We start from the raw sequence: 25,825 nt of genomic DNA, 5'->3' as shown, positions 1-25,825 counted from the left end.
GCAAGGCCCGGACGGACGGGCCGTCCGCGACAAGGAGCAGTCATGGCCACCGGGACCGAGGAGCCGACGCTCACCGTGGACGAACTCGCGGCCCGCGCGGGTGTCACCGTCCGCACCGTCCGCTTCTACGGCACCCGGGGCCTGCTGCCGCCCCCGGTCATCGGTCCGCGCAGGGTCGGGCACTACGGCCCGGCGCACCTCTCGCGCCTCGCGCTGATCGAGGAGCTCCAGCGCCAGGGCATGACGCTCTCCGCCATCGAACGGTACCTGGAGCAGTTGCCGCCCGATCTGAGCGCCCACGATCTGGCCATCCACCGGGCGCTGGTGGCGTCCTGGGCGCCGGACGCGGCGGAGGACATGGACCGGGCCGAGCTGGAGCGGCGCGCGGGACGGGCGCTCACGGAGGCGGACCTGGACCGGCTGGCGGCCATGGGCGTCCTGGAGCGCCCGGCCGACGCCGGTGCGTACCGGGTGGACGTGGGGCTGCTGCGGCTCGGGGCGGAGCTGTTGGACGTACCGATCGCGCACGAGACGATCCTGGCCGCGCGCACGGTGCTGCTGGAGCACACCCGCTCGGCCGCGCAGGAGCTGACCCGGCTGTTCCGGGACGAGGTGTGGGGTCCGTACCGGGAGCGGGAGTCGGACCCCGAGCACGTGAAGGCGATGAAGTCGCTGTCGGCGCATATGCAGCCGATGGTGCTCCAGGCCCTGCTGACCGCCTTCCAGCGGTCGCTCAAGGAGGAGTTGCGGGCCGCGTTCACCACGGAGTGAACACGGCCCGCGGACCGGCGCGTCCGGTGCGCGTCTGTCGTGCGCGGACGAGCGTCGAACGCGCCTGCGACGGACGCCCGTCGCGCGTCAGTCGTGGAAGGTCTCGCCCTTCTCCGCCTTCTCCAGCAGCAGCGGCGACGGCAGGAAGCGGTCCCCGTAGCGCTCCGCGAGCTGCCGGGCGCGGGCCACGAAGCCGGGCAGACCGCCCTCGTAGCCGTTGATGTACTGGAGCACTCCGCCGGTCCACGGCGGGAAGCCGATGCCCATCACGGAGCCGATGTTGGCGTCGGCGACCGTCGTCAGGACGTTCTCCTCCAGGCAGCGGACGCTGTCCAGCGCCTCGGAGAAGAGCATCCGTTCCCGCATGTCCTCGAACGGGATCTCGGCTCCGGGCTTTGTGAAGTGCTCGCGCAGCCCCGGCCACAGGAGGCCACGCCCGCCGTCCTCGCCGTAGTCGTAGAAGCCCGCTCCCCCGCTGCGGCCGGGCCGCCCGAACTCGTCGACCATCCGGTCGATCACCGCGTCGGCGGGGTGCTCGGGCCAGGTGCCGCCCGCCTCCTCGACCGCCCGCCGGGTCTCGTCGCGGATCCTGCGCGGGAGGGTGAGCGTCAGCTCGTCCATCAGGGAGAGGACCTTGGCCGGGTAGCCGGCCTGGGCCGCCGCCTGCTCGACGGAGGCGGGCTCGATGCCCTCGCCGACCATGGCGACGCCCTCGTTGATGAAGTGGCCGATGACGCGGGAGGTGAAGAAGCCCCGGGAGTCGTTGACGACGATCGGGGTCTTCCTGATCCGCCGCACCAGGTCGAAGGCGCGGGCCAGCGCCTCGTCGCCGGTCCGCTCGCCCTTGATGATCTCCACCAGGGGCATCTTGTCGACCGGGGAGAAGAAGTGCAGCCCGATGAAGTCGGCGGGCCGCTCCACGCCCTCGGCGAGCACGGTGATGGGCAGCGTGGAGGTGTTGGAGCAGAGCAGCGCGTCGGGCTCGACGACGTCCTGGATCTCCTGGAACACCTTGTGCTTGAGCGTGGTGTCCTCGAAGACCGCCTCGATGACCGCGTCGCATCCCGCGAGGTCGGCCGCGTCGCCGGTCGGGGTGATGCGGGCGAGCAGCGCGTCGCGCTTCGCCTCGGTCGTACGACCCCGGGAGAGCGCCTTGGCCAGCAGCTTCTCGCTGTAGGCCTTGCCCTTGGCGGCGGCCTCGGCGGAGACGTCCTTGAGGACGACGTCGAGTCCGGCGCGGGCGCAGGAGTAGGCGATGCCCGCGCCCATCATCCCGGCGCCGAGGACGGCGACCTTGCGGACCTGGCGTTCCTCGACGCCCTGGGGGCGGCTGGCACCGGAGTTGACGGCCTGGAGGTCGAAGAAGAAGGCCTGGATCATGTTCTTCGCAACCTGGCCGGTGACCAGCTCGGTGAAGTAGCGGGCCTCAATGGTCTGCGCGGTCTCGAAGTCCACCTGGGAGCCCTCGACCGCCGCGGCCATGATGTTGCGGGGCGCGGGCATGGGCGCGCCGGCCAGCTGCTTCTTCAGGTTGGCGGGGAAGGCGGGCAGGTTCGCCGCGAACTTCGGGTGGGAGGGGGTACCGCCGGGGATGCGGTAGCCCTTGACGTCCCAGGGCTGGTGCGACTCGGGGTGGGCGTCGATGAAGGCGCGCGCCTTGGCGAGCATCTCCTCGTGGGTGGCGGCGGTCTCGTGGACCAGGCCGTGCTCCAGGGCCCGCGCGGGGGTGTACTGGGTGCCCTGGAGCAGGACCTTGAGCAGGGCGTCGGTGATGCCCATGAGGCGTACGGTGCGGGTGACGCCGCCGCCCGCGGGCAGCAGGCCGAGGGTGACCTCGGGCAGGCCGATGCGGGAGCCGGGGGCGTCCAGGGCGACGCGGTGGTGGGCGGCGAGGGCGATCTCGTAACCACCGCCGAGCGCGGCACCGTTGATCGCCGCGACGACCGGCTTGCCGAGGGTCTCGATGCGACGCAGCGAGCGCTTGATGGCCGTACCGGTGTCGAAGGCGGCCTGGGCGTCCCCGGGGCCGGCCTTGATCATTTCCTTGAGGTCGCCGCCCGCGAAGAAGGTCTTCTTGGCTGAGGTGTAGACGATGCCCCGGATGGAGTCCTTCTCGGCCTCGGCGCGGTCGGCGACGGCGGCGAGGGAGTCCTTGAACGCCTGGTTCATCGTGTTGGCGGACTGGCCGGGGTCGTCCAGGACGAGGGTGACGATGCCGGTCTCGTCCTGTTCCCAGCGGATGGTCGTGCTCTCGGTCATGGGTGTTCTACTCCGTAAGAGAGGGGGCCGGGGACGGTCAGAGACGCTCGACGACGGTGGCGACGCCCATGCCGCCGCCGACGCAGAGGGTGGCGAGGCCGTAGCGCCGGTCCCGCCGCTCCAGTTCGTCGACGAGCGTGCCGAGGATCATCGCGCCGGTCGCGCCGAGGGGGTGGCCGAGCGCGATGGCGCCGCCGTTGACGTTGACCTTGTCGAGGGAGAGTCCCATGTCCCGGACGAAGCGCAGGACGACGCCGGCGAAGGCCTCGTTGATCTCGACGAGGTCGATGTCGTCGATGGTGAGCCCGGCCTTGGCGAGCGCCTTGCGGGTGGCGGGCGCGGGGCCGGTCAGCATGATGGTGGGCTCGGAGCCGGAGACGGCTGCGGAGACGATCCGGGCGCGCGGGGTGAGGCCGTACCGTTCGCCGGCGTCCTTCGAGCCGATCGCGACGAGGGCCGCGCCGTCCACGATGCCGGAGGAGTTGCCCGCGTGGTGGACGTGGTCGATCTTCTCGACCCAGTGGTACTTCTGGAGGGCGACGGCGTCGAAGCCGCCCATCTCGCCGATGGTGGCGAACGAGGGTTTCAGCGCGGCGAGCGAGTCGGCGGTGGTGCCGGGGCGCATGTGCTCGTCGCGGTCGAGGACGAGCAGCCCGTTGCGGTCCTCGACGGGGACGACGGAGCGGGCGAAGCGCCCTTCCTTCCAGGCCACGGCGGCGCGCTCCTGGGAGAGCGCGGCGTACTCGTCGACGTCGCGGCGGCTGAAGCCCTCGATGGTGGCGATGAGGTCGGCGCCGATGCCCTGGGGGGCGAAGCCGGTCTGGAAGCTGGTCATCGGGTCCATGGCCCAGGCGCCGCCGTCGGAGCCCATCGGCACCCGGGACATCGACTCGACGCCCCCGGCCAGGACCAGGTCCTCCCAGCCGGAACGGACCTTGGCCGCCGCCAGGTTGACCGCCTCCAGGCCGGAGGCACAGAAGCGGTTCTCCTGGACGCCGGCGACGGAGTCCGGGAGTCCCGCGGCGATCGCGGCGATCCGGGCGATGTCGGAACCCTGGTCGCCGAGCGGGCTGACGACACCGAGGACGATGTCGTCGATCGCGGCGGGGTCCAGGTCCGGGAAGCGGCGGCGGATCTCGTGGATGAGGCCGACGACGAGGTCGATCGGCTTGGTGCCGTGCAGGGCCCCGTCGGCCTTGCCGCGGCCGCGCGGGGTGCGGATCGCGTCGTACACGTACGCTTCGGTGCTCAAGTCAGCAGCCTTTCGGGAGGGGTGCGCGGGGAGTTGTCGGCGGTCCGGGCGACGGCCGGAGGGGGTCAGGCGAGCAGTGAACGGCCGATGATCTCCTTCATGATCTCGGTCGTTCCGCCGTAGATGGTCTGGACGCGGCCGTCCGTGAAGGCCCTGGCCACCGGGTACTCGGCCATGTAGCCGTATCCGCCGTGCAGTTGGAGGCAGCGGTCGGCGACACGCTTCTGGAGTTCGGTGGCCCACCACTTGGCCATCGAGGCGTGTACGGCGTCGAGGGTCCCCTCCGCGTGGTCGACGACGCAGCGGTCCAGGAAGGTACGGGTGACGGCGCACTCGGTGGCCATCTCCGCGATCTCGAACCGGATGTGCTGGAGCTTGGCGAGCGGCCGTCCGAAGGCCTCGCGCTCCTTGACGTACCGGGTGGTGATCTCCAGGAGGTGTTCGGCGGCGGCGATCCCGGCGACCGCTATGGCGACGCGTTCCTGGGCCAGGTTGGTCATCAGGTGGAGGAAGGCGCCGTCGCGCTCGCCGAGGAGGTTCTCCTTGGGGACACGGACGTCGTGGAAGAAGAGTTCGGCGGTGTCCTGGGACCTCTGGCCGATCTTGTCGAGGTTGCGGCCGCGCTCGAAGCCCTCGGCGCCGCGCTCGACGACGATCAGCGAGAGGCCCTTGGCCCCGCCCTCGGGGGTGGTCCTGGCGACGACGATCACCAGGTCGGCGAGGATGCCGTTGGAGATGAAGGTCTTGGACCCGTTGAGCAGCCAGTGGTCGCCCTTGTCCTCGGCGGTGGTGCGCACGGCCTGGAGGTCGGAGCCGGCGCCGGGTTCCGTCATGGCGATGGCGGTGACGGTCTCGCCGGAGCAGAATCCGGGCAGCCAGCGGCGCTTCTGCTCCTCGGTGGCGAGCGAGGTCAGATAGGGGCCGATGATGTCGTTGTGCAGGCCGACGGCGAAGCCGGGGGCACCGGCCCGGGTGAACTCCTCGGCCAGCACCGCGCTGTAGCGGAAGTCGGTGGTGCCGCCGCCCCCGTACTCCTCGGGCACGGCGAGGCCGAGCAGCCCCTGCCTCCCCGCCGCCAGCCAGGCGTCACGGGAGACGATGCCGTCCTTCTCCCACTGTTCGTAGTACGGGAGGACCTCCTTGTCCAGGAAGGTGCGGACGGTCGCGCGGAACGCGTCGTGCTCTTCGGTGAAGATCTGCCGCTGCACTTCGGACTCCCTGGGGACGGTCGGTGGGGGCGGGGCCGGGGCCGGGCCCCGGTGCGGAGGGGGACATCAGCCCACGGGCCCCTCGGCGGTCCGCAGGCCGGGTACGTCCCAGTCCGCCGCGACCTCCTCGGTGTCCGCTCCGGGCCGGGCGGGCGGGCGGCGCACGGCGGTGGGTGTCGCGGAGAACCGCGGCGCGGGCGCAGGCTGGGTGAGACCGCCGTGCTCCACATAGGTGGCGCGGGCGGCGAGGTGCGGGTGGCCGGGCGCCTCGCGGAGCGAGAGGACGGGGGCCACGCAGGCGTCCGTCCCCTCGAAGACCTCGGTCCACTCGGCCCGGCTGCGGGTGCGGAACCGTGCGGCGACCGCGGCGCGCAGTCCGGGCCAGCGGCCGGGGTCGTCGCGGGCGGAGGCGGTCTCCTCCTCGATGCCCAGCAGGGTGGTGAACTGCTCGTAGAAGCGCTGTTCGAGCGGCCCGACCGCCATGTACCGGCCGTCGGACGTCTCGTAGCAGCCGTAGAACGGGCAGCCGCCGTCCAGGAGGTTGGAGCCGCGCCGGTCCTGCCAGGCGCCGGCCGCCAGCATGCCGTGGATCATCGTGGCGAGGTGGGCGGAGCCGTCCACCACGGCCGCGTCCACGACCTGTCCGGTGCCGTCGGGCGTACGGGCGTGGCGCAGCGCGGCGAGCACGCCGACGACCAGGTAGAGCGAGCCGCCCGCGTAGTCGCCGACCAGGTTGGCGGGGAGCGCGGGCGGTCCGTCGGGGTCGCCGATCATGGAGAGGGTGCCGCTGAGGGCGATGTACCCGACGTCGTGGCCCGCCCGGTCGGCGAGCGGCCCGTCCTGGCCCCAGCCGGTCATCCTCCCGTACACCAGCCGGGGATTGCGCTCCAGGCAGGCGTCCGGGCCCACGCCCAGCCGCTCGGCGACGCCCGGCCGGTAGCCCTCGATGAGGATGTCGGCGCGTTCGGCCAGGTCGAGGACGTGTCCGGCGCCGTCCCGGCTCTTGAGGTCGACGCGGACGGAGCGCTTGTTGCGGTTGGTGAGGTCGTACGCCGGGTCGAGGACGAGCGCCGAGGCGTCCGGGCGGTCCACGCGCACCACGTCGGCGCCGAGGTCGGCCAGCAGCATCGCGGCGAACGGTCCGGGCCCGATGCCCGCCAGTTCGACGACACGCACCCCGGCCAGCGGGCCGTCCGGACCGCGCCCTGTCGTTGTCATCAAGCCCCCAGCGGTGTGACACAACTGATGTAACATCGATGATGCTAAGAACGGAGTCCGTTCCGCACAACCCTTTCGGGCGAGCAAGCGCTTAGGGCGTGTTTCGAACGTAGCGCCGTCCGCCCGGAGGGCGGGGCCCGCGGCGTCCGGTGCGTGCGATCGCAAGGCGGAGGATCGCCCTCGTACTGGACGTACTGGGGCGACTCCGACAACGCGGCGAGCGTGCGTGCCGGGCGTCGCGGGCCAGGCGGGACTTTCGAAACACGCCCTGGTTCCCTGGGATCCTCTCGCACCGGACACCGCCCGGCCCCGCGACGCCACGGACGGCTCCGCTAGCCTCTGGCTGCTCACATCGGCGCCGGCGCCCCAGCGGAGGCATTCCATGAACAGGCAGCACGGGACAGAACGCCCTTGGGACATCGTTCTCTTCGGAGCGACGGGGTTCGTGGGGTCGCTCACCGCCGCGTATCTGGCGGCGCACGCGCCGGACGGCTGCCGCTGGGCCCTGGCCGGCCGCAGCCTGCCCCGGCTGGAGCGGCTGCGGGACCGGCTGGCCCTGACCGATCCCCGGTGCGCGGACCTGCCGCTGCTCACGGCGGACGCGGACGACGCGGAGGCGCTGGGCGAACTCGCGGCGTCCACGCACGTGGTGGCCTCGACGGTGGGACCGTACATCCGCTACGGCGAGAAGCTGGTCGCCGCCTGCGCGGACGCGGGGACGGACTACGCCGACCTGACCGGTGAGCCGGAGTTCGTCGACCGGATGTACCTGCGCCACGACACCCGGGCCCGGGAGACGGGCGCCCGGCTCGTGCACGCCTGCGGCTTCGACTCCGTGCCGCACGACCTCGGCGTCTACTTCACCGTCCAGCGGCTGCCCGAGGGGGTGCCGCTGACCGTGGACGGCTTCGTCCGCGCCGGCGCGGTCTTCTCCGGCGGCACGTTCGCCTCGGCGCTCTCGGCACTGGGGCGCGGCCGGCAGACGGCGCGGGCCGCGCGGGAACGCCGGCTGCACGAGCCCCGCCTGGTCGGCCGCCGGGCCCGCGCTCCGCAGGGCTCCCCGCACTTCAGCGCCCCGACCGGCACCTGGGCGCTGCCGCTGCCGACCCTGGACCCCCGGGTGGTGGAGCGCTCCGCGCGTGCGCTGGAACGTTACGGCCCCGACTTCCGCTACCGCCACTTCGCCTCGGTGAAGCATCTGCCGGTGGCGCTCGGCGGCACCGCGGCGCTCGGCGTACTGGCCGGGGCCGCCCAAGTACCGGCGGTACGCGACTGGCTGACGGGCCGTTACGCACCGGGGTCCGGCCCCGACGAGGAGCGCAGGCGCCGCAGCTGGTTCACGGTCCGCTTCATCGGGGAGGGCGGCGGCCGGCGGGTCCTCACGGAGGTCTCGGGCGGCGACCCGGGCTACGACGAGACGGCGAAGATGCTGGCGCAGTCCGCGCTGTGCCTGGCCCTGGACGAGCTGCCCGCGACCTCGGGGCAGGTCACCACGGCCGCGGCCATGGGCGACGCGCTGCTGGACCGGCTGCGGTCGGCGGGCATCGGCTTCCGGGTCGCGGCGGCGCACTGACCGGGGCGCGGTCCGAGGGGGCGCGGTCCGGGCGGGGCCGCGTCCGCGGAGACGGGGTCAGAGCATCCAGGAGGCGAGGGTGCAGACCATCGAGACGGTCCAGGCGGCTCCCGCGACGACGCCGAGGGTCATGCCCACGGCGACACCGCGCTGGGAGAGGCGTACGGTTCCGGCGCTCATGCGAGGCGTGTTCTGGTCGATCATGTGTACCAGCCTGCCCCCGATGTTCGACGAACAACATCCGGTCCTGTCCCCAGTCGGCAACAATCGCGGCCGGGCCCGCGCACTCAGGCGAGGGCCTCCCGCAACGCGGACCGGCACAGGGCGTCGGCCCTGCGGGTGGTCTCCGGCTGACGGAAGTCCCGGGCCAGCGCGAGGGTGTGGGCGCAGGCGTTGTCCAGACTCGTGCGGTGCCCCACGGAGACGAAGACGGGCTTGGTGCCGTCCTGGGTGCGCAACGCCCGTCCCACCTCCTCCTCCCCGTCCAGGAGCGGGCTGAAGTCGCCCCGGCGGGGGCCCGGTCGCTCGTGGCGGAAGGTGAAGGGGTTCTTCGCGACGCCGATGACGGGCAGCCCGGTGAGCACCCCGAGGTGGCTGGCGAGGCCGAACCGGCGCGGGTGGGCCAGCCCGTAGCCGTCGCAGACGACGAGCCCCGGCCCGACGGGAAGCCTCTCCAGCGCGGCGAGCACGGTGGGTATCTCACGGAAGGCCAGCAGCCCGGGGACGTACGGGAAGCTCACCCGGCCGCGCGCGGTGGCCTCGGCGACCACGTCGAGCGTGGCCGCGTCCAGCACCACGGCCGCCGCGACGACGACGTCCCGCTCCTCGTCGTAGGCGACGTCCACACCCGTGACCCGTCCGGTGCCGGGCGGCGGGCCGGTCTCGTCGAGCACCACCTCCGCGCGCAACGCGTCCTGGACGGCACGGGCTTCGGCCTCGTCCGCGGGCATCGGGAAGGTCGTCATGATGCGGTCAGTGTAAGGGCCCGCGCACGCCGCTCCCCGCGCCCCCGCGGGAGTTGGGCGGCGCACCCGGACCGCCCAGGGTGCGGCGGCCGAAACGGGGCAGGGGCTCTGGGGGAAGCCGGGCGGTGACACAGCTCACGCCCCGCAGCGGTGCACGGATGGGGGCGTTCCGTCGTCTACTCCCATGCCGGGATCCGTTCGTCCGACGAGAGAGGGAGCAGGCCTTGTCCAGCGTTATCGAGCAGTCCGTGCAGGCCCGCATGGTGGCGTCCGCTCCACGGATGGAGACCCTGCCCGCCACCTTGCACTACGACCGCCAGGACCCCTTCGCCGTCCGCATGGCGTTCCCCGGCCCGGCGACCCTCGAGGGCACCGAGGTCTCCTGGGAGTTCTCCCGCGAACTGCTGGCCACCGGCATGGACCACCCGGCCGGGGCGGGTGACGTACGGGTGCGGCCCTTCGGCTACGACCGCACCGTGCTGGAGTTCCACGCCGCCGAGGGCATCGCCATGGTGCACGTGCGCACCGCCGAACTGCGCCGCTTCCTGGAGCGCGCCCACGCGCTGGTGCCGGTGGGCCACGAATTCCGCTTCCTGGATCTGGACCGCGATCTGACGGACCTGCTGGGCGGGGCCGGCTGAGCGCCGCACGCCCTGTTCCCGGCCGTCCCGCGCGCCGCTCCTCCACCCCGGCACACCCGGCCGCGGGTGTCCTTCCGCGCCGCCCGGCGACCCCCTCCCGCCTCCCGCGCGCACGCGTCCGGGCCCGTTCCGACGCGTCCCCGCACGCCTCGGAAGAGGCGCCGGGAGCGCCGGACGGGGGCCGCACGGCCCGGTCGCACCGTTCTCCGCCGGACCGGAACAGAACCGCTGACGGCACGTCCCACCTGCATGGATAACGGTACGCAACCGGGCACATCGAGGTCCCGGCTTGGCTATGAGCTTACCGCCGCCTTAACCTACGGTCACGTAACCTACGTAGCCGTAGGTAAATTCTCCCGTCCCCAGGAGTACCCCGTGACGATCACCTCTCCCCACCTCGGCAGTCCGAAGGCGTGGACCGACGCCCAACTGCTCTACGCGCTGGAAGAGGTGGTCGAGAAGGAGCTCAACCGGCACCTCAAGGTCGCCAAGGACTGGATGCCCCACGAGTACGTTCCGTTCTCCGACGGCCGCAACTTCCCCGGCCAGTTCGAGGACGGCGAGGCATGGGCCGCCGACCAGTCCAAGGTGACCGACATCGGCAAGATCGCCCTCGTGGTGAACCTCCTGACCGAGGACAACCTCCCCAGCTACCACCACGAGATCGCCTCGCTCTTCGGCCGCGACGGCGCCTGGGGCACCTGGGTGCACCGCTGGACGGCCGAGGAGGGCCGCCACGGCATCGTGATGCGCGACTACCTGCTCACCTCGCGCGCCGTGGACCCGGACAAGCTCGAACAGTTCCGCATGGCGCACATGGCGGAGGGCTTCGAGTCCGACAACCGCCACTCCATGCTGCACTCCGTGGCGTACGTCGCCTTCCAGGAGCTCGCCACCCGCGTCTCGCACCGCAACACCGGCCACCAGTCCGGAGACCCGGTGTGCGACCGGATGCTGGCCCGCATCGCGACCGACGAGAACCTGCACATGGTCTTCTACCGCAACCTGCTCGGCGCGGCCTTCGAGCTCGCCCCGGACCTCACCATGCAGGCCGTACGCGACGTCGTCGTCAACTTCCGGATGCCCGGCCACGGGATGCCCGGCTTCGAGCGGGCCGCCGCGCAGATGGCGATCGGCGAGATCTACAACATGCGGATCCACCACGACGACGTGATCCAGCCCGTGCTGCGCTTCCTCAAGGTCCTCCACATCGACGGCCTCGGCCCGGAGGGACTCAAGGCGCAGGACGAACTCGGCCTGTACATGGGCGGGCTCGACACCGAGGCGTCGAAGTTCGACGAGAAGCTGGCCGCCCGCAAGGCCCGCATGGCGGCCCGCGCCCAGGCCTGACCACTCCCCCGCGCGGTGAGGCGGCGGCGCGCGTGCGCCGCCGCCTTCGCGCCGAGGGGCCCGGCGGACCGGCGGACTGACCCGACAGGTGTGCGGAACGTACCCTGTGCCGGTGAAGCCAGTGACGCGTCTTGCTCTCTTCGGTGCGCCGATAGTCATCGCCGTTTCGATCATCTTCAGCAGCGGTGGTTCCGAGCCGCCCGAGCTCGTCCCGCAGTCCGCCCGCCCGGCGAAGACCGGTTCGGACCCGGAGCCGACGCCGGAGGCGGTGGAGCAGGCGGAGGAGCACGCCGAGGAGATCGACGCGCTTCCGCCGGGCCTCGCCGCACCCGAAACGAAGGAGATCGCCTCCCGTCTCGTGTCCAGCGCGGACGCCTCCACCCTGGACTGGCAAAGCCGGTACGGCGCGATAGAGGACCTGGGCGACGGCAACGGCTACACGGCCGGGATCGTCGGCTTCTGCTCCGGCACGAACGACATGCTGCAACTGGTCGAGGCGTACACCGCGGAGCATCCGGACAATCCGCTCGCCGCGTTCCTCCCGGCACTGCGGAAGGTGGACGGCAGCGACTCCCACAAGGGGCTGGACCCCGGCTTCACGGCCGCCTGGCGTGAGGCCGCCGAGGACGACGCCTTCCGCGAGGCGCAGGACGCGACGCGGGACCGGCTGTACTTCGAACCGGCCGTCCGCCTGGCGAAGATGGACGGGCTGGGCACGCTCGGGCAGTTCGTCTACTACGACGCCATGGTGCTGCACGGGCCCGGCCTGGAGCCCGACGGCTTCTACGGCATCCGCGACACGGCGATGCGGCAGGCGGACACCGCCGCGGAGGGCGGCGACGAGAGCGCGTACCTCGACGCGTTCCTCGACGCCGGCCGTGCGGCGATCAAGGCCCGCACCGTCCAGCGCGACACCACCCGCATCGACACCGCCCAGCGGGTGTTCCTCCGCGAGGGCAACCTGGAGCTGCGCACCCCGCTGGTGTGGAAGATGTACGGGGAGAGCTTCCGCATCCCGTGACGGCGGCCCGGCGGGGCCCCGCGCGGCCCCTCGACCCGCGAAGCCCTCGGTCCCGCGAAGCCCCTGTCCGGCACGGACCCCCGCCCCGCGGGGCGACTCGCCCCGTGAGCGCCCCGCCCTCCGCGCGCCGTCGGGCCCTGACGGGGCCGCCCGGTCAGCCCCGGGATCCGCTTCTGCGCAGCCGCTCCCGCTCCTTCTCGGAGAGCCCTCCCCAGACACCGAACCGCTCGTCGTGGGTGAGCGCGTACTCCAGGCAGGCCATCCTGCCCTCGCAGGCGCCGCACAGCTGCTTGGCCTCACGGGTCGAGCTGCCCGGCGCCGGGAAGAAGAACTCGGGCCCGGCCTGCGCGCAGAGCGCGGACTCCTGCCAGGCGAGCGGGTCTTCGGTCACGGTGTTGATCGGCATGGGGCTCACGGTGCCCCTTGCCGATAAACAGGCGATCAACGGTCCGTCAACGACCGGCCCGCGCCGTCAGCTCCGCACTGTCTCAGCTCCGCTCCATCGGCGCGGGCTTGATCACCGCGAACGCCGCTCCCGCCGGGTCGGCGAAGGTGGCGACCCGGCCGACGTCCGGGATGTCCGTGGCGGGGATCGTGACCGTGCCACCGAGCCGTTCGACGTCGGCCGCCGCCTTGTCGCAGTCCTCCACGTGGAAGTACGGCAGCCAGTGCGGACCGACCGCCGCCCGTTCCGGTACGGAGTCGAGGGCCACGAGCCCGCCGAAGGTGGACTCGGCTCCCTCGCTGCCCGCGGGGCGGACCATGGTGTAGGAGCCGTCGGAGAACTCCATCGACTCGGTCTGCCAGCCGAAGACCGTCTGGAAGAACGCGGCGGCCGCGGGCACGTCCGGGGTGTACAGCTCGGACCAGATCAGCGAACCCGGCTCCATGATCACGCCGAGTCCGGTGTTCGTCCCCGGCTGCCACACCCCGAAGTACGCCCCCGCGTTGTCCGTGAAGCCGCCCATCCGCCCGTAGTCCATGACGTCCATCGGCGGGAAGGCCGCGGTGCCGCCGGCCTGCTCGACTGTCCTGGCCGTGGCGTCCGCGTCCGGGGTCTGGAAGTAGACCGACCAGGCGGGCTTCCCCTGCTCCTCGGTCACCGTCATGACACCGGCGACCGTCTTGCCCCCCAGCTGGTACATGCCGTAGCCACCGGTCTCGGGGCCGCCGCGTACCAGTTCCCAGCCGAGGAGGCCGTGGTAGAAGTCCGTGGCCGCCTCGATGTCGGGGGTACCCAGGTCGGTCCAGTTGGGAGCGCCGGTCACGAAGGATGGGTCGCGCATGATGTGCTCCTTCGGCGAGCGGTCCGCGAGCCGCGTTCACCCGCGCCGCGCGCGCTGTTCATAGGCGTGTCTGTCCCTTGCTCCGAGTCTCGCACCGGCCACCGGCCACCGCAGTTCGCGCGGGGGCGGCTTCCGCTCGAAGCGGCCGCCGCCCCCGCGTGCCGTCAGACCGCGTCCCCGGGGCAGCGGGCCACCCACAGTTCGCGCCGGGACCGTACGACGAGGTCGTCGCGGTGGCGCACGTCGTCCGGCCCTCCCCCGACGAGGGCGTCGAGCGCCGCCAGGTCCTCACCGGCGACGCGCCCGTCGAGGGTCTCCCGGACGCGGGCCAGTACGAGGTAGGCGTACAGGCCGGCGCCCGCGGGCAGCGGGGCGCGCAGCTCCAGGTCCTCGGCGTGCTCCAGCTCGACGGTGAAGCCGGCCGCGGTCAGATGGGCGCCCCAGTCGTCACCGAGGTGCGGGACCTGCTCGGCGTGCAGCGCGTCCAGCGCCGCGCGGAGGCGGCCCTCCAGCCCCGGCCGGTCCGGTACGACGTCCTCGGGCAGGAAGCGCGGCATCCCGTCCATCTCGGCGACGGCCAGCAGCCCACCGGGGCGCAGGGCCGCGCGGATACCGGCGAGGGAGGCGGCGGGGTCCCCGAAGTGGTGCAGGGCGGCCGACGCCCAGACGAGGTCGGCTCCGGCGGCACCGGGGAGGCCCTCGGTGACGTCCGCCTCCAGGGTGGTCAGCCGGCCGTCGAGGCCCCGTTCGCGGGCGGCGGCGGTCAGCAGGGCCAGCATGTCCGGGGAGGTGTCCACCGCGGTCACCCGCGCGGCGGGGAACCTCTCCAGCAGGGCGAACGTGCCGGTGCCGGTGCCCGCGCCCAGGTCGGTGATCCGGGAGACGCCGTCGCCCGCCAGGTGCGCGAGCCGGTCCAGCACTCCGGCCCGGTACGGGGCGAACAGCTCCGCGTCGAGGTCGAGGAGCCGGGCGAGGCCGTCCTGCGGACCGGCCCCGTCCGGGGCGGTATGACCATGACGGTGGTGGCCGGCGCCGTGCGGAGCGGGCGTGTGCGGGCCGGGCGTGTGCGGGTGCGGGTGCGAGGGGGAAGGTGCCATGCGACCGACCGTACGAGGACTTTGCGGAGAACGCATATGCTCTTGCTCATGACGCAAGAAGCGGACGGTCTCGACAGCCTCGTGCGCAAGCGGGTCCGGGCCCTGCGCGCCGCCCACGGCTGGTCGCTCGACGATCTGGCCGCCCGGTGCCACCTCAGCACCTCCACGCTCAGCCGGATCGAGACCGGGCACCGGCGGATCGCGCTCGACCAGCTCACGGCCATCGCCCGCGCCCTGGGCACCTCGCTGGACCAGCTGGTCGAGACCGCCTCGGACGACGTCGTCTCCCAGCCCGTCTACGACCAGGCGCGTGGACTGACCCTGTGGACCCTGCGCCACGAGCCGGGCGTCACGGTGGCCCGGATGCGGCTGACCGGCCCGCCCCCGGAGGGCCCCTCGGCCCTCAAGGCCCATCCGGGACGGGAGTGGTTCACCGTGCTCTCCGGCACGGTCGTGCTGCTGCTGGGGGACCGCCGGCTGCGGGTGGAGGCCGGGCAGGCGGCGGAGTTCCCGACGATGCTGCCGCACGCGGTGGGCGCCTTCGGCGGCCCGGCCGACATGCTGGGCATCTTCGACCGGGAGGCCCAGCGCTCCCACCTGGCCACGGGCGCCCGGGAGCGCTGAGTCCCGCTTCAGTGGGCGTGCGAGCCCGTGGCGCCGGCGGCGTGGTGCGACGGGTCGTAGCCGGGGACCGTGCCGTCCGGCTTGGCGACCAGCAGCAGCCCGGCCATGCCCATGTCCGAATGGCTCTGCACATGGCAGTGGTACATCCACGCGCCGGCCCCCACGTGCTCACCCGCGATGATCTGGAAGCCGAAGGAGTCGGCCGGTCCGCAGATCTTGGTGTCGATCACCCGGCTGGGGTCGTCGGGGCCGGTGAGCAGCCCGGTGCGGTTGTCCGCCCAGCGATGCCCGTGGATGTGGAAGGTGTGGTAGTACTCGCCGTGCGTGATCATCACCACCTCGACCCGGTCGCCGACCGTCGCCTCGAAGTCCGGACTCGCGTCGGCGGGCTTGTTGTTGATGGTCATGTCGTTGAACACGATGGTGATCGTCCGGTCCGGCAGGACGTCCCCCTTGCGCCGGACGACGAGGGGGCCGTAGAGCCCCTTACGGATGCCGCCGGTGCCGTGGTCGGTGCCGACGACGTGGTCGTGGTAGTGCCAGTAGCCGGCGCTGCCCGCCTGCCAGGTGCCGTCCTTCCGGCGGCCGGGAACGTGGGTGCGCCAGGTGTAGGTGCGGGTGCCGCCCGGCTCGACGTGGCTCCGGTTCATCCGGGTGCCGTCGCTGGCGATGTCGAAGTCCACCCCGTGGACATGGAGGCTCACGTCGCCGTCCGTGAGGTTCTCGAACTCGATGTGGAGCGTGTCGCCCTCGTTCATCTCGATGAGGGGGCCGGGGACCGACGCCTTGCCCTTCTCCAGGCCGTAGCCGATCTGACCTCCCGCCAGTTTCTCGGCGTACAGCTTGAGATGGCGTACCGCACCGCCCGCGGGCGCGGTCTTCGGCGGGTCGATCACGGCGGCCTGGGCGTCGGTGGCCTGGACCGCGCCGAGCGACATCGATGTCACCCCGGTCGCCGCCGCCACACCGCCGCCCACCAGCATCCGCCGGTTGAAGGTCCTTCGGTCCATGGTCGAACTCCCCACTGCGCTAAGGAAACTGACGGGCCTTCCTCCAGACGGCCCACACCGTAACCGGGTGATCTTCGTTTATCCACACTCAGGACAAAGTTCGTCGGATTGCTGCCGTACCTATTGGCGCGCCACGAAAAGAGGTCTAGCTTCGAGCGCTGTCGCAGTGAGTACGAAGGCGCCGTGACGCAAGGAAGCGACCAAGGAGGGGTGGGTGACCACATGCAGCGCACACCGCATCACAGGTCCAGATCACGACGCGGCCTCGCATCGGCCGTGGCCGTAGCAGCACTGACCGCGTCCCTGCTGGGCGGCAACGCCGCCAGCGCGAGGCCGTATCCGGACCCCGGGCTGAAGGAACGGGTGGCGACAACGTTGTCCCTGCCCACGCCGCCGGGCGGGAAGAACGTCAAGGTGCTCGTCTTCCACGCCTCGGCGGGCGAGGAACCGCCCACGGTGGACGCGGGCATCGCCGCCATCGAGAAGATCGGGCTCAGCGGCCCGGCCGAGGGCCGTTTCAAGACCGTCGCCACGGACGACCCGGCGGTCTTCACCAACGGCAAGAGGCTCGGCACGTTCAACGCGGTCGTCTTCCTCACCGGCGGCGGTGACGTCCTGGACCCGGAGCAGGAGGCGGGCCTGGAGGCGTACATGGAGGCCGGTGGCGGCTTCCTCGGGATCCACGACGCGGCGCGCACCGAGCCGTACTCCGACTGGTTCACCGGTCTGGTGGGGGCGCGTCCGGCTGCGGACAGCCCGACGGCCGTCCAGCGGGCCACGGTGGAGGTCGGTGACCGGGTCCACCCGGCGACGAAGGACCTGCCGCTGGAGTGGAAGCGCCCCGACACCTGGCTGAACTGGAAGGAGAACCCGTCCGGGGACGTGCACACCGTGGCCCGGGTCCGCGAACTCACCTACAGTCCGGGCAAGAGCGCCAACGGCTGGGACCACCCGGTCTCCTGGTGCCGTGACTACGACGGCGGCCGGTCCTTCTACACGGCCATGGGCGGTACGGCGGCGAGCTTCGCCGAGACCGACTTCCGCGACCACCTGCGCGGCGCCCTGGCCTGGACGAGCCGTACCTCACAGGCCGACTGCAAGGCCACCATCGACTCCAACTACACGGCCGAACGCCTCACCCAGCCCAACCAGCCGGGGCAGAACGACCAGATCGGGGAGCCGCACGGCCTGGTGACCGCGGCCGACGGGCGGGTGTTCTCCATCGGACGCGGCGGCACGGACAGCAGTGTCCCCGTGGTCACCGACTGGAACGACCCGGACATCGGCCGGGGCAAGGGCGAGATCCACGTCTACGACCCCGCGACGAAGAAGTCGACCCTCGTCGGCACGCTGGACGTCTTCGGCAACAAGGGCGGCGGCGACGAGCTGGTCAAGGTGGAGGAGGGCCTGCTCGGCATCGAGCTGGACCCGGACTTCGCCACCAACGGATGGGTGTATCTGCACTACACACCGCACTCCAGGATCAACCGCGACACGCACATGGCGGTGCGTCAGGTCTCCCGCTTCACCCTCGACCGCGCCACGGACAAGCTGGACCTGGCCTCCGAGAAGGTGCTGCTGGACTGGCCGGTCCAGATCCACAGCTGCTGCCACGCGGGCGGCGGCATGGCCTGGGACTCCAAGGGCAACCTCTACATCGCCACGGGTGACAACAACTCCTCCCAGTTCAGCGACGGTTACTCCGGGAACAACCCGGAGCCCAACTTCAAGGGCGTGTCCTTCTCGGACGCCCGTCGCACCGCGGGCAACACCAACAACCTCAACGGCAAGATCCTGCGGATCCACCCCGAGGACGACGGCACCTACACCCTCCCGAAGGGCAACCTCTTCACCGGCGAGGAGCCGGACGAGGGCGGCGGCAAGACCCGGGGCGAGATCTACGTGATGGGCGTGCGCAACCCGGCCCGGATCTCCGTGGACCCGGCGACGGACACCCTGTACGCGGGCTGGGTCGGCCCGGACGCCGGCGAGCCCAGCACCACCTGGGGGCCCGCCAAGTACGACACGTTCGCCGCGATCACCCAGGCCGGCAACCAGGGCTGGCCGTACTGCATGGGCAACAAGCAGCCCTACCGCGACCGCAATCTGCCCGACCCGAAGAAGCCGCTGGGCTGGTACGACTGCGACGCGCCCAGGAACGAGTCGCCGAACAACGACGGCCTGGTCAAGCTGCCGCCGGTGACCGGCAACACCATCTGGTACTCGCCCCAGGGCGGCGGCGTGGACTACCCGCGGGACGAGAACGGCGTCCCGAGCTACAAGACGGACGAGCAGAAGGAGCTGCTGCCCTGGCTCAAGGGCGGCGGCCAGGCCACCATGAACGGCCCGGTCTACCGCTACGACGCGGACAGCGACAGCACCGCCAAGTGGCCCGAGTACTGGGACGGCAAGTGGTTCGTCGGCGACTTCTACGACGACACCCAGCCGCGCCACGCGGTGATCACCGACCCGAAGACGGCCGGCAAGGGCGGTCTGCCCGTGCACGCCGAGTCGCTGCGGAAGATCATCCCGGTGGGCGCGGACGGCATCCGCAACCTGATGGACTGGAAGTTCGCCCCGGACGGTTCGCTCTACGTCCAGGACTACGGGCGCGGCTTCTTCACCTCCGACTCCAAGTCCGCGCTGTGGCGCGTGACCTACACGGGCGGCGGCCCGACCCCGGCCGTCGCCGACCTGGCCAGGAAGGCGGAAGCGCAGTGAGACACCCTTCACTCCTCGCGCGTCGGCGGTACGGGCCCGCCCGGTGGTGGCTCGCCCTGCTCGGCTCGTTCCTGATGGTCCTCGGTCTCACCTCGACGGCCGCGTACGGACAGGGCGGCTCCGCGAAGGCGGCCGACCAGGTCCTCACATGGACGGCGGGCGATGCCATCGACCGCTATCTGACGGCTCCCACCACGGCGGTGGCCGGTGCCGCGACCCTCGTCTTCGAGAACAGCGAGGCCACCGGCAACACGACGAGCATGCCGCACACGCTGACCTTCAGCGTCTCGGACCCGGAGTACAACAGCGACGTCCAGGTCAACATCCTGGCCAACCCCGGTGACAGCGAGGGCGGCAGGCACAGCGTCGAGGTCACCCTGACGCCGGGCAAGTACTTCTACCACTGCACGATCCCCGGCCACCTGGCCATGCAGGGCGTCCTGACCGTCACCGAGGACGGCGGCGGCGGTGAGGACACCACCGCCCCGGAGACCTCGGCGACGGTGGACGGCGACCAGGACGCCGACGGCGCGTACATCGGCCAGGCGACCGTCACCGTGGCGGCGTCCGACGCCGGTTCGGGCGTGGACACCGTCGAGTACGCCCTCGGGGAGGACGGCGAGTGGCAGCCGTACACCGCGCCCGTCGTGGTGGACGAGGTCGGCACGCACACGCTCCGCTACCGGGCCACCGACAAGGCGGGCAACGCGGCGGAGGAGAAGTCCGTGGCCTTCGCGGTCGCCGCGCCGCCCACCGACGACGAGACCCCGCCGGAGACCTCGGCGACCGTCTCGGGCGAGCAGGACGACGCGGGCGCCTACCTCGGTATGGCGACGGTCACCGTGACCGCGTCCGACACCGGCTCGGGGGTCAACTCCATCGAGTACGCGCTCGGGGAGGACGGCGTCTGGCAGCCGTACACCGCCCCGGTGATGGTGCACGAGGTGGGCGTCCACACCGTCCGCTACCGGGCCACCGACCGGGCCGGCAACGCGGCGGCCGAGAAGACGGTGGAGTTCACCGTCGTCGAACCCCCGTCGCGGGACAAGACGCCGCCGGAGACCTCGCTGAAGGTGACCGGTGACAAGAACTCGGACGGCGCCTACATCACCAGCGCCAAGGCCACCGTCACCGCGACCGACGACGACTCCGGGGTGGACAGGATCGAGTACTCCCTGGACGGCGGCCCGTACCTGGCGTACACCACGCCGGTGATCGTCGACCGGGTCGGCCGCCACACCGTGGCCCACCGGGCGACGGACAAGGCGGGCAACACCTCCGAGGCCGGGCGCGCGTCCTTCACCGTCGCCGTCGGCGGCGGCGTCCCGGCGCCGAACTGCCCGGAGTTCGACGAGCGCCACACGGTGATCGTCGGCACGGTCGACACCGGGGTGCCCAACCGGCTCACCGGCAACCGCTGCACGGTCAACGAGCTGATCGAGGACGAGAAGGACTGGTCCTCGCACGCCCTGTTCCTCAAGCACGTCGACACCGTCCTGGACAAGCTGCTCGCCGACGGGGTCATCGACAAGCGCGAGCACAAGAAGATCTACCAGGCGGCCAAGCAGTCCGGCATCGGCAAGCCGGGCCAGGACGAGGGCTACCGCAAGCTCTTCGACGGTACGGCCGGCTCCCTCGCGAAGTGGGAGCAGGTCGGCGGCGGACAGTTCTCACTGAACGAGGAGGAGGGCTCGATCACCAGCTCGACCACCGTGGACGGCATGGGCATGCTGTGGTTCCCGGCCCGCCAGTACGGGGACTTCTCGCTGAAGCTCCAGTGGCGGGACGACGCCCCCGGCACGGGCAACGCCAACGGCGGGGTCTTCGTCCGCTTCCCGTACGTCCACGACCACCCGGAGGAGCCGAGCCCGGAGTGGGTCGCCATCAAGTACGGCCATGAGATCCAGGTCAACGACCGGCCGGACGGCGACATGTACAAGACAGGGTCGGTCTACGGCTTCGACCGGGTGGGCCTCGGCGGCGCCGGGGTCACCCCCAAGGGCACCTGGAACGACTACGAGGTCCGGGTCGTGGACCAGCACTACGAGATCTACCGCAACGGTGTCCTGATCAACGAGTTCGACAACAAGGGAGGTCAGGCCTTCGAGCCGCCGCGCGGCGACGACCCGGGCACCGACGGCAGGCGCTACGCCTCCGGTTACATCGGGCTCCAGGTCCACAGCACCTCGGACGTGATCTCCTACCGGGACATCCGCGTCAGGGAACTGTGACCCCAGGCCGTCAGGAGGCCGTGGCCGCGTGCTCCGGCATGTGGTCACGGCCTCCGGGGTGCCGGTGGCGCCACACCCAGAAGACCGTGCAGGAGACCAGCGACCAGACCCCCAGCACCAGATAGGGGAAGACGTACTGGTGCCCCTGGTAGTAGACCGCCGTGTGCTGGGCGTTGACCGAGGCACCCGGCGGCAGCCAGCGGCCGATGTGCCCGAGCAGCGAGGGCAGCAGCGGCCAGGACACCGCGCCGCCGGAGGAGGGGTTGCCGAGCAGCACCATGACGCCCCAGGTCGGGATCATCGCCCAGCGGCCGATGAGGGTGTTGAACATGGTGAAGACCATGCCGGAGGTGAACATCGTGAACGCCAGGATCAGCCAGGACTGGACGAACGGCAGATGGAGCGCGCCGAGCCCCCAGTCCACGACGGCCGCGATGGCGAACCCGCCGAGCAGGGCGTAGGCCAGGGTGAACAGGATCCGCTCCAGCGGGAGCAGCGCGCGGGCGTGCACGCTGAGCTGGATGGCCCCGACGAAGCCGATGATGACGGCGGCGAGCGAGATGTAGAACAGGGCGAGGCCGCGCGGGTCGCCCTTCTGGAGCGGTTTGACGTCCGTGACGGTGAGGGGGGCGCCGATCTGGTGGGCGACCTTCACCCCGGTCTCGTCGAGGAGTTGGGCGACGGTGGCCCCGGAGGCCGCGGCCAGTTCCATCACCACGGTGTCGCCGTCGCTGCGCAGGATGACGAAGACCTTCTGCTCCTCCAGCGCCGCCCGTGCCCGTGCGCGGTCCGGGTAGCGGTGGAGTTCGAGGGAGGCGTCGAGCGCCTTCTCCATCCCCGCGAGGAACGGCTCGGCGTAGGGCGTCCTGGGACCTTCGACGACGGCGGCCGGGATCCGGTGCGGGGTGGGGTTGGCCATGGCGTAGGTGTACGAGCCCGCGAAGAGCCCGGCCGCGGCGGCCAGGATGAACAGGAGGACGACGGCCGGGACGTAGGGGGACTTCTTGTACGTCTCCCACTTCTCGCGCCGGGTCGGCGGCCTGCCGTGCGCCCCGTGGGCCCGCTGCCCGTCGGCGGGGCCGTCGGCGGGCTCCCGGGCCGGGTCCTCGGCGGGGTCCTGGCGCTGATCCTCGGTGGGGCCCTCGGCGGGGTCCTGGGTCATGCCGCCCCGCTGTCGTCGTTCCTGGCGCGGCTGGGCTGGACGCGCTTGGGCTCGCCCGGCATCTTGGGGTGGTCCGGGGGATAGGGCAGGTCGCCGAGTTCGTGCTCACGCTCGTCGCGCCGGGCGAGCTCCAGCAGGGCGTCGAGCCGGAAGGCGTGCTCGTCCATGTCGGCGTGCAGGTCGCCCACCTCCGCGAACCGCCCCGGCATGGTCCGGATGTCGAAGTCGCGGGGCTCGGCGTCGTCGAGCTCGTCCCAGCGCAGCGGCGCGGAGACGGGGGCGTGCGGGAACGGGCGTACGGAGTAGGCGGAGGCGATGGTGCGGTCGCGGGCCGTCTGGTTGTAGTCCACGAAGATCCGTTCGCCGCGCTCCTCCTTCCACCAGGCGGTGGTCACCCGGTCCGGCATCCGTCGCTCCAGCTCGCGCCCCGCGGCGATGGCGGCCCGCCGCACCTGGGTGAAGGTCCACTCGGGCACGAGGGGGACGAAGACATGGATGCCGCGTCCGCCGGACGTCTTGGGCCAGCCGCGCAGCCCGTGGTCGTCCAGGACGGAGCGCAGTTCACGGGCGGCGCGCACCGCGTCGGCGTAGTCCGTGCCGGGCTGCGGGTCGAGGTCGAGACGCAGTTCGTCGGGGTGGTCGGTGTCGGCCCTGCGGACCGGCCAGGGATGGAAGGTCAGGGTGCCGAGGTTGGCCGCCCACAGGACGGCGCCCAGCTCGGTGGGGCACATCTCGTCGGCGTGCCGGCCGCTGGGGAACTCGATGCGGGCGGTGGGCGTCCAGTCGGGGAGGTTCTTCGGCGCGCGCTTCTGGTAGAAGAACTCACCCCCGAGGCCGTCCACGAACCGCTGGAGGGTGGTCGGGCGCTCCCGCAGGGCGCGGAGGATGCCGGGCCCGACGGCCAGGAAGTAGTCGGCCACGTCCTTCTTGGTGTAGCCCTTGTCCGGGAAGTACACCTTGTCCGGGTTGGACAGCCGTACGGCTCGTCCGTCCACGTCCAGTTCCATCGCTGCTCCTGCTCCCATGTCGGACACCGTAGGCGGGGCCCACATATGCCGCATATCGGGAGACAGGCCCGGCACGGCGGTCCAGAATCGGGCCATGGATCTGCCGGTGATGCCTCCCGTGAAACCGATGCTCGCCAGGCCCGTATCCACGATCCCGCCCGGTATGCAGTACGAGGCGAAGTGGGACGGGTTCAGGGCGGTCGTGCACCGGGACGGCGAGGAGGTGGTGCTCGGCAGCCGGACCGGGAAGCCCCTCACCCGCTACTTCCCCGAGGTGGTCGAGGCGGTGCGGGAGAACCTGCCGCCGCGCTGCGTCGTGGACGGCGAGATCGTGGTGGCGTACGACGGGCGGCTGGACTTCGACCGGCTGAGCGAGCGCATCCACCCGGCCGACTCCCGGGTGCGGACCCTGGCCGGGCGGACCCCGGCGTCCCTGGTCGTCTTCGACGTCCTGGCGCTCGGCGACGACGTGCTGACCGGACGGCCGCTGACGAAGCGGCGGGCAGTGCTGGAGCGGGTCATGGCCGAGGCCTCGGCCCCGGTGCATCTGGCGCCCGCCACCACGGACGAGACACTGGCCCGCCGGTGGTTCGAGCAGTACGAGGGCGCGGGGCTCGACGGGGTGGTGGCCAAGCCGCTGGACCTCCTCTACCGCCCCGACGTCCGGGCGATGTACAAGATCAAGCACGAGCGGACGGCGGACTGCGTGGTGGCGGGCTACCGCCTCCACAAGAGCGGCCCGGTGGTCGGCTCGCTGCTGCTCGGCCTGTACGACGCGCGGGGCGCGCTCCAGCACGTCGGGGTGAGCGCGGCGTTCCCGATGAAGCGGCGCGCCGAACTCGTGGAGGAGCTGGAACCGCTGCGGATCGACCCCGCCGAGCACCCGTGGGCGGCCTGGGCGGACGCGACGGCGCACGAGGGCGCGCGGCTGCCGGGCGCGCCGAGCCGCTGGTCCGGGAAGAAGGACATGTCCTGGGTGGCGATCGCCCCGGAGCGGGTCTGCGAGGTGGCGTACGACCACATGGAAGGCGGCCGCTTCCGCCACACCGCCCGGTTCAGGCGGTGGCGCCCGGACCGCACCCCCTCCGGTTGCACCTACGCGCAACTGGAGGAGGTGGTGCGGTACGACCTGTCCGAGGTGCTGGGCTCCGGGTGAGCCGTCAGACGGAGGGCGTGGGGGCGGCGCAGGGCTCGTCGGAGGGGGTGGCCGGGTCGGCCGCGGTGGTGGGCTCCGGGCAGCCGGGGTCCGTGGTACCGGGCTCGGGATCGGGTGTGGTGGTGGGGTCCGTGGTGCCGGGCTCCGGGTCGGGCGTGGTGGTGGGGTCCGGCGTGGTGGTGGGGTCGGGGGTGGTCGTCGGGTCCGGGGTGCCGCTGTCGGTGGGAGTGGGGCTCGGACCGGGGTCGGTGGGGGTGGGCGAGCCGCTCGGGTCCGGGGAGCCGGACGGGCCGGGGGTGGGCGAGGTGGAGGGGCGCGGGGTGCCGCTGGGCGGGGGACCGATCACGATGCCGCCGCCGCCCTTGCCGGGGGCGCTCGGGCTGCCGGGGCCGCCGACCGGCGCCTTGGGGGCGTTCGGGCCGCCGGCACCGGGGCTGCTGGGGATCACACCGCTGCCGTCCGCGACCGGGTGGGTGCCCCCGCGGTAGAACTCCAGCCACGACAGGACCGTACGCAGATACGTGTCCGAGTGGTTGTAGCTGAGGATCGCCCGGTCGAGGTCGGCGCGCACCGACAGGTCGCGGGGTCCGGCGCAGAGGTAGTGGCCGGCGGCGAGGGCCGCGTCGTAGACGTTGTCCGGGTCGGCGCGCCCGTCGCCGTTGCCGTCGGCGCCCCAGTGCGCCCAGGTGGAGGGGATGAACTGCATGGGGCCGACGGCCCGGTCGTACACGGGGTCGCCGTCGTACCGGCCGCCGTCGGTGTCGGGGATGTGGGCGAAGCCCACGCCGTCGAGCACCGGGCCGAGGATCGGGGTGAGCGTGGTGCCCCGGGTGTCGACCCGGCCGCCCGCGGCGTGGCCGGACTCCACCTTGCCGATCGCCGCGAGCAGTTGCCAGGGCAGGCGGCAGCCGGGGTCGGTACGGCCGACGGAGGTCCGCGCCGAGCGGTAGGCCGCCAGGACCGTGCTCGGGATGCCCGCCTCCGCCCAGCTCCGCGAGGCGGCCGGGTAGGTGGCGCCGCCCTGGGCGGTACCGGCCACGCCGGTGGCGGCCTTGGGCGGTGCGGGCGTGGTGAGGGGCGGCAGCTCGGTGTGGTAGCTGTCGTCGTTGGGCACCTCGGTCCACACCACGTCGTCCGCCGCCACGTTCTTCATGTCCGCCCCGAGGCCGCCGGTGAGCCCGGGGGCCTGGGACGCGGTGAGCGCGGCCATGGCCGCGACCGCGGTGGCCGTACCGCACAGGCCGCGGCGGACGGTTCCGTTGAACCTCATAGG

General features: G+C 72.1%; 22 protein-coding genes. 9 read left to right on the top strand and 13 right to left on the bottom strand.

Annotation, left to right across the window (positions count from 1 at the left end; all coding sequences use genetic code 11):
- Positions 1-42 precede the first annotated feature (42 nt).
- Positions 43-771, top strand: coding sequence for a MerR family transcriptional regulator (locus B9S64_RS29905; RefSeq protein WP_103491803.1), 729 nt, complete (start codon positions 43-45; stop codon positions 769-771).
- An 87-nt stretch (positions 772-858) separates the two neighbouring features.
- Here B9S64_RS29905 and B9S64_RS29900 read toward each other — a convergent pair whose 3' ends face one another.
- The 4 genes from B9S64_RS29900 to B9S64_RS29885 form a co-directional block, all read right to left on the bottom strand.
- Positions 859-3,030, bottom strand: coding sequence for a 3-hydroxyacyl-CoA dehydrogenase NAD-binding domain-containing protein (locus B9S64_RS29900; RefSeq protein WP_103491804.1), 2,172 nt, complete (start codon positions 3,028-3,030; stop codon positions 859-861).
- 37 nt (positions 3,031-3,067) lie between these two features.
- On the bottom strand, positions 3,068-4,282 hold the full coding sequence (locus tag B9S64_RS29895) for an acetyl-CoA C-acetyltransferase (RefSeq protein ID WP_103491805.1): 1,215 nt from the start codon (positions 4,280-4,282) through the stop codon (positions 3,068-3,070).
- 65 nt (positions 4,283-4,347) lie between these two features.
- Positions 4,348-5,490, bottom strand: coding sequence for an acyl-CoA dehydrogenase family protein (locus B9S64_RS29890; RefSeq protein WP_103491806.1), 1,143 nt, complete (start codon positions 5,488-5,490; stop codon positions 4,348-4,350).
- 66 nt (positions 5,491-5,556) lie between these two features.
- Positions 5,557-6,708 (bottom strand): CaiB/BaiF CoA-transferase family protein, encoded by a 1,152-nt coding sequence (locus tag B9S64_RS29885; RefSeq protein WP_103491807.1) that lies wholly within the window; start codon positions 6,706-6,708, stop codon positions 5,557-5,559.
- 382 nt (positions 6,709-7,090) lie between these two features.
- Between B9S64_RS29885 and B9S64_RS29880 the strand changes: the two genes are divergently transcribed.
- Positions 7,091-8,281 (top strand): trans-acting enoyl reductase family protein, encoded by a 1,191-nt coding sequence (locus B9S64_RS29880; RefSeq protein WP_103491808.1) that lies wholly within the window; start codon positions 7,091-7,093, stop codon positions 8,279-8,281.
- A gap of 57 nt (positions 8,282-8,338) precedes the next feature.
- Here the strand turns inward: B9S64_RS29880 and mmpA are convergent, their stop codons facing one another.
- Positions 8,339-8,485, bottom strand: coding sequence for a morphogenic membrane protein MmpA (mmpA, locus tag B9S64_RS34650; RefSeq protein WP_181012328.1), 147 nt, complete (start codon positions 8,483-8,485; stop codon positions 8,339-8,341).
- Positions 8,486-8,568: 83 nt separating this feature from the next.
- Positions 8,569-9,246 carry an endonuclease V gene (locus B9S64_RS29875; protein ID WP_103491809.1) on the bottom strand — a complete coding sequence of 226 codons (678 nt, stop codon included), beginning with the start codon at positions 9,244-9,246 and terminating at the stop codon, positions 8,569-8,571.
- A gap of 224 nt (positions 9,247-9,470) precedes the next feature.
- Here B9S64_RS29875 and B9S64_RS29870 point away from each other — a divergent pair, with 224 nt between their 5' ends.
- From B9S64_RS29870 to B9S64_RS29860, 3 genes are all read left to right on the top strand, one after another.
- Complete coding sequence (locus B9S64_RS29870; RefSeq protein ID WP_103491810.1) at positions 9,471-9,887, top strand: SsgA family sporulation/cell division regulator; 417 nt, start codon at positions 9,471-9,473, stop codon at positions 9,885-9,887.
- Positions 9,888-10,262: 375 nt separating this feature from the next.
- A complete protein-coding gene (locus tag B9S64_RS29865; protein WP_103491811.1) occupies positions 10,263-11,237 on the top strand; it encodes an acyl-ACP desaturase in 975 nt (324 codons plus the stop codon).
- A gap of 121 nt (positions 11,238-11,358) precedes the next feature.
- Positions 11,359-12,258: a chitosanase gene (locus B9S64_RS29860; RefSeq protein WP_103491812.1), complete on the top strand. Its 900-nt coding sequence runs from the start codon at positions 11,359-11,361 to the stop codon at positions 12,256-12,258.
- A gap of 154 nt (positions 12,259-12,412) precedes the next feature.
- Here B9S64_RS29860 and B9S64_RS29855 read toward each other — a convergent pair whose 3' ends face one another.
- The 3 genes from B9S64_RS29855 to B9S64_RS29845 form a co-directional block, all read right to left on the bottom strand.
- Complete coding sequence (locus tag B9S64_RS29855; protein ID WP_028440824.1) at positions 12,413-12,664, bottom strand: WhiB family transcriptional regulator; 252 nt, start codon at positions 12,662-12,664, stop codon at positions 12,413-12,415.
- A gap of 82 nt (positions 12,665-12,746) precedes the next feature.
- On the bottom strand, positions 12,747-13,544 hold the full coding sequence (locus tag B9S64_RS29850; protein WP_103491813.1) for a VOC family protein: 798 nt from the start codon (positions 13,542-13,544) through the stop codon (positions 12,747-12,749).
- Positions 13,545-13,708: 164 nt separating this feature from the next.
- Complete coding sequence (locus B9S64_RS29845) at positions 13,709-14,641, bottom strand: trans-aconitate 2-methyltransferase (protein WP_103491814.1); 933 nt, start codon at positions 14,639-14,641, stop codon at positions 13,709-13,711.
- Between the two features lie 48 nt (positions 14,642-14,689).
- On the opposite strand from B9S64_RS29845, the gene B9S64_RS29840 reads away from it, so the two are divergent.
- Entirely contained in the window at positions 14,690-15,265 is a 576-nt protein-coding gene (locus B9S64_RS29840) for a helix-turn-helix domain-containing protein (protein WP_103491820.1), read from the top strand.
- Positions 15,266-15,273: 8 nt separating this feature from the next.
- On the opposite strand, the gene B9S64_RS29835 is transcribed toward B9S64_RS29840, so the two are convergent.
- Positions 15,274-16,275 carry a multicopper oxidase domain-containing protein gene (locus B9S64_RS29835; RefSeq protein WP_103491815.1) on the bottom strand — a complete coding sequence of 334 codons (1,002 nt, stop codon included), beginning with the start codon at positions 16,273-16,275 and terminating at the stop codon, positions 15,274-15,276.
- Positions 16,276-16,497: 222 nt separating this feature from the next.
- On the opposite strand from B9S64_RS29835, the gene B9S64_RS29830 reads away from it, so the two are divergent.
- Both B9S64_RS29830 and B9S64_RS29825 read left to right on the top strand, forming a co-directional pair.
- Complete coding sequence (locus tag B9S64_RS29830) at positions 16,498-18,996, top strand: ThuA domain-containing protein (RefSeq protein ID WP_374936078.1); 2,499 nt, start codon at positions 16,498-16,500, stop codon at positions 18,994-18,996.
- Positions 18,993-21,227, top strand: a complete 2,235-nt coding sequence (locus B9S64_RS29825; protein ID WP_103491817.1) for an OmpL47-type beta-barrel domain-containing protein — start codon at positions 18,993-18,995, stop codon at positions 21,225-21,227. The genes B9S64_RS29830 and B9S64_RS29825 overlap by 4 nt, the downstream gene beginning before the upstream one ends.
- A gap of 10 nt (positions 21,228-21,237) precedes the next feature.
- On the opposite strand, the gene B9S64_RS29820 is transcribed toward B9S64_RS29825, so the two are convergent.
- On the bottom strand, positions 21,238-22,389 hold the full coding sequence (locus B9S64_RS29820; RefSeq protein ID WP_258037903.1) for an ABC transporter permease: 1,152 nt from the start codon (positions 22,387-22,389) through the stop codon (positions 21,238-21,240).
- Positions 22,386-23,396, bottom strand: a complete 1,011-nt coding sequence (ligD, locus tag B9S64_RS29815; protein WP_103491818.1) for a non-homologous end-joining DNA ligase — start codon at positions 23,394-23,396, stop codon at positions 22,386-22,388. The genes B9S64_RS29820 and ligD overlap by 4 nt, the downstream gene beginning before the upstream one ends.
- A 94-nt stretch (positions 23,397-23,490) precedes the next feature.
- Between ligD and B9S64_RS29810 the strand changes: the two genes are divergently transcribed.
- Entirely contained in the window at positions 23,491-24,552 is a 1,062-nt protein-coding gene (locus B9S64_RS29810) for an ATP-dependent DNA ligase (protein ID WP_103491819.1), read from the top strand.
- A 4-nt stretch (positions 24,553-24,556) separates the two neighbouring features.
- Here the strand turns inward: B9S64_RS29810 and B9S64_RS29805 are convergent, their stop codons facing one another.
- Complete coding sequence (locus tag B9S64_RS29805) at positions 24,557-25,822, bottom strand: lytic transglycosylase domain-containing protein (protein WP_109492177.1); 1,266 nt, start codon at positions 25,820-25,822, stop codon at positions 24,557-24,559.
- Between the last annotated feature and the right edge of the window lie 3 nt (positions 25,823-25,825).

The organism is Streptomyces sp. SM18 (assembly GCF_002910775.2).
Taxonomy (GTDB): Bacteria; Actinomycetota; Actinomycetes; order Streptomycetales; family Streptomycetaceae; genus Streptomyces; species Streptomyces halstedii.
Note: the sequence above shows the minus strand (reverse complement) of the source record. Positions and strands in the feature narration are given on the sequence as shown.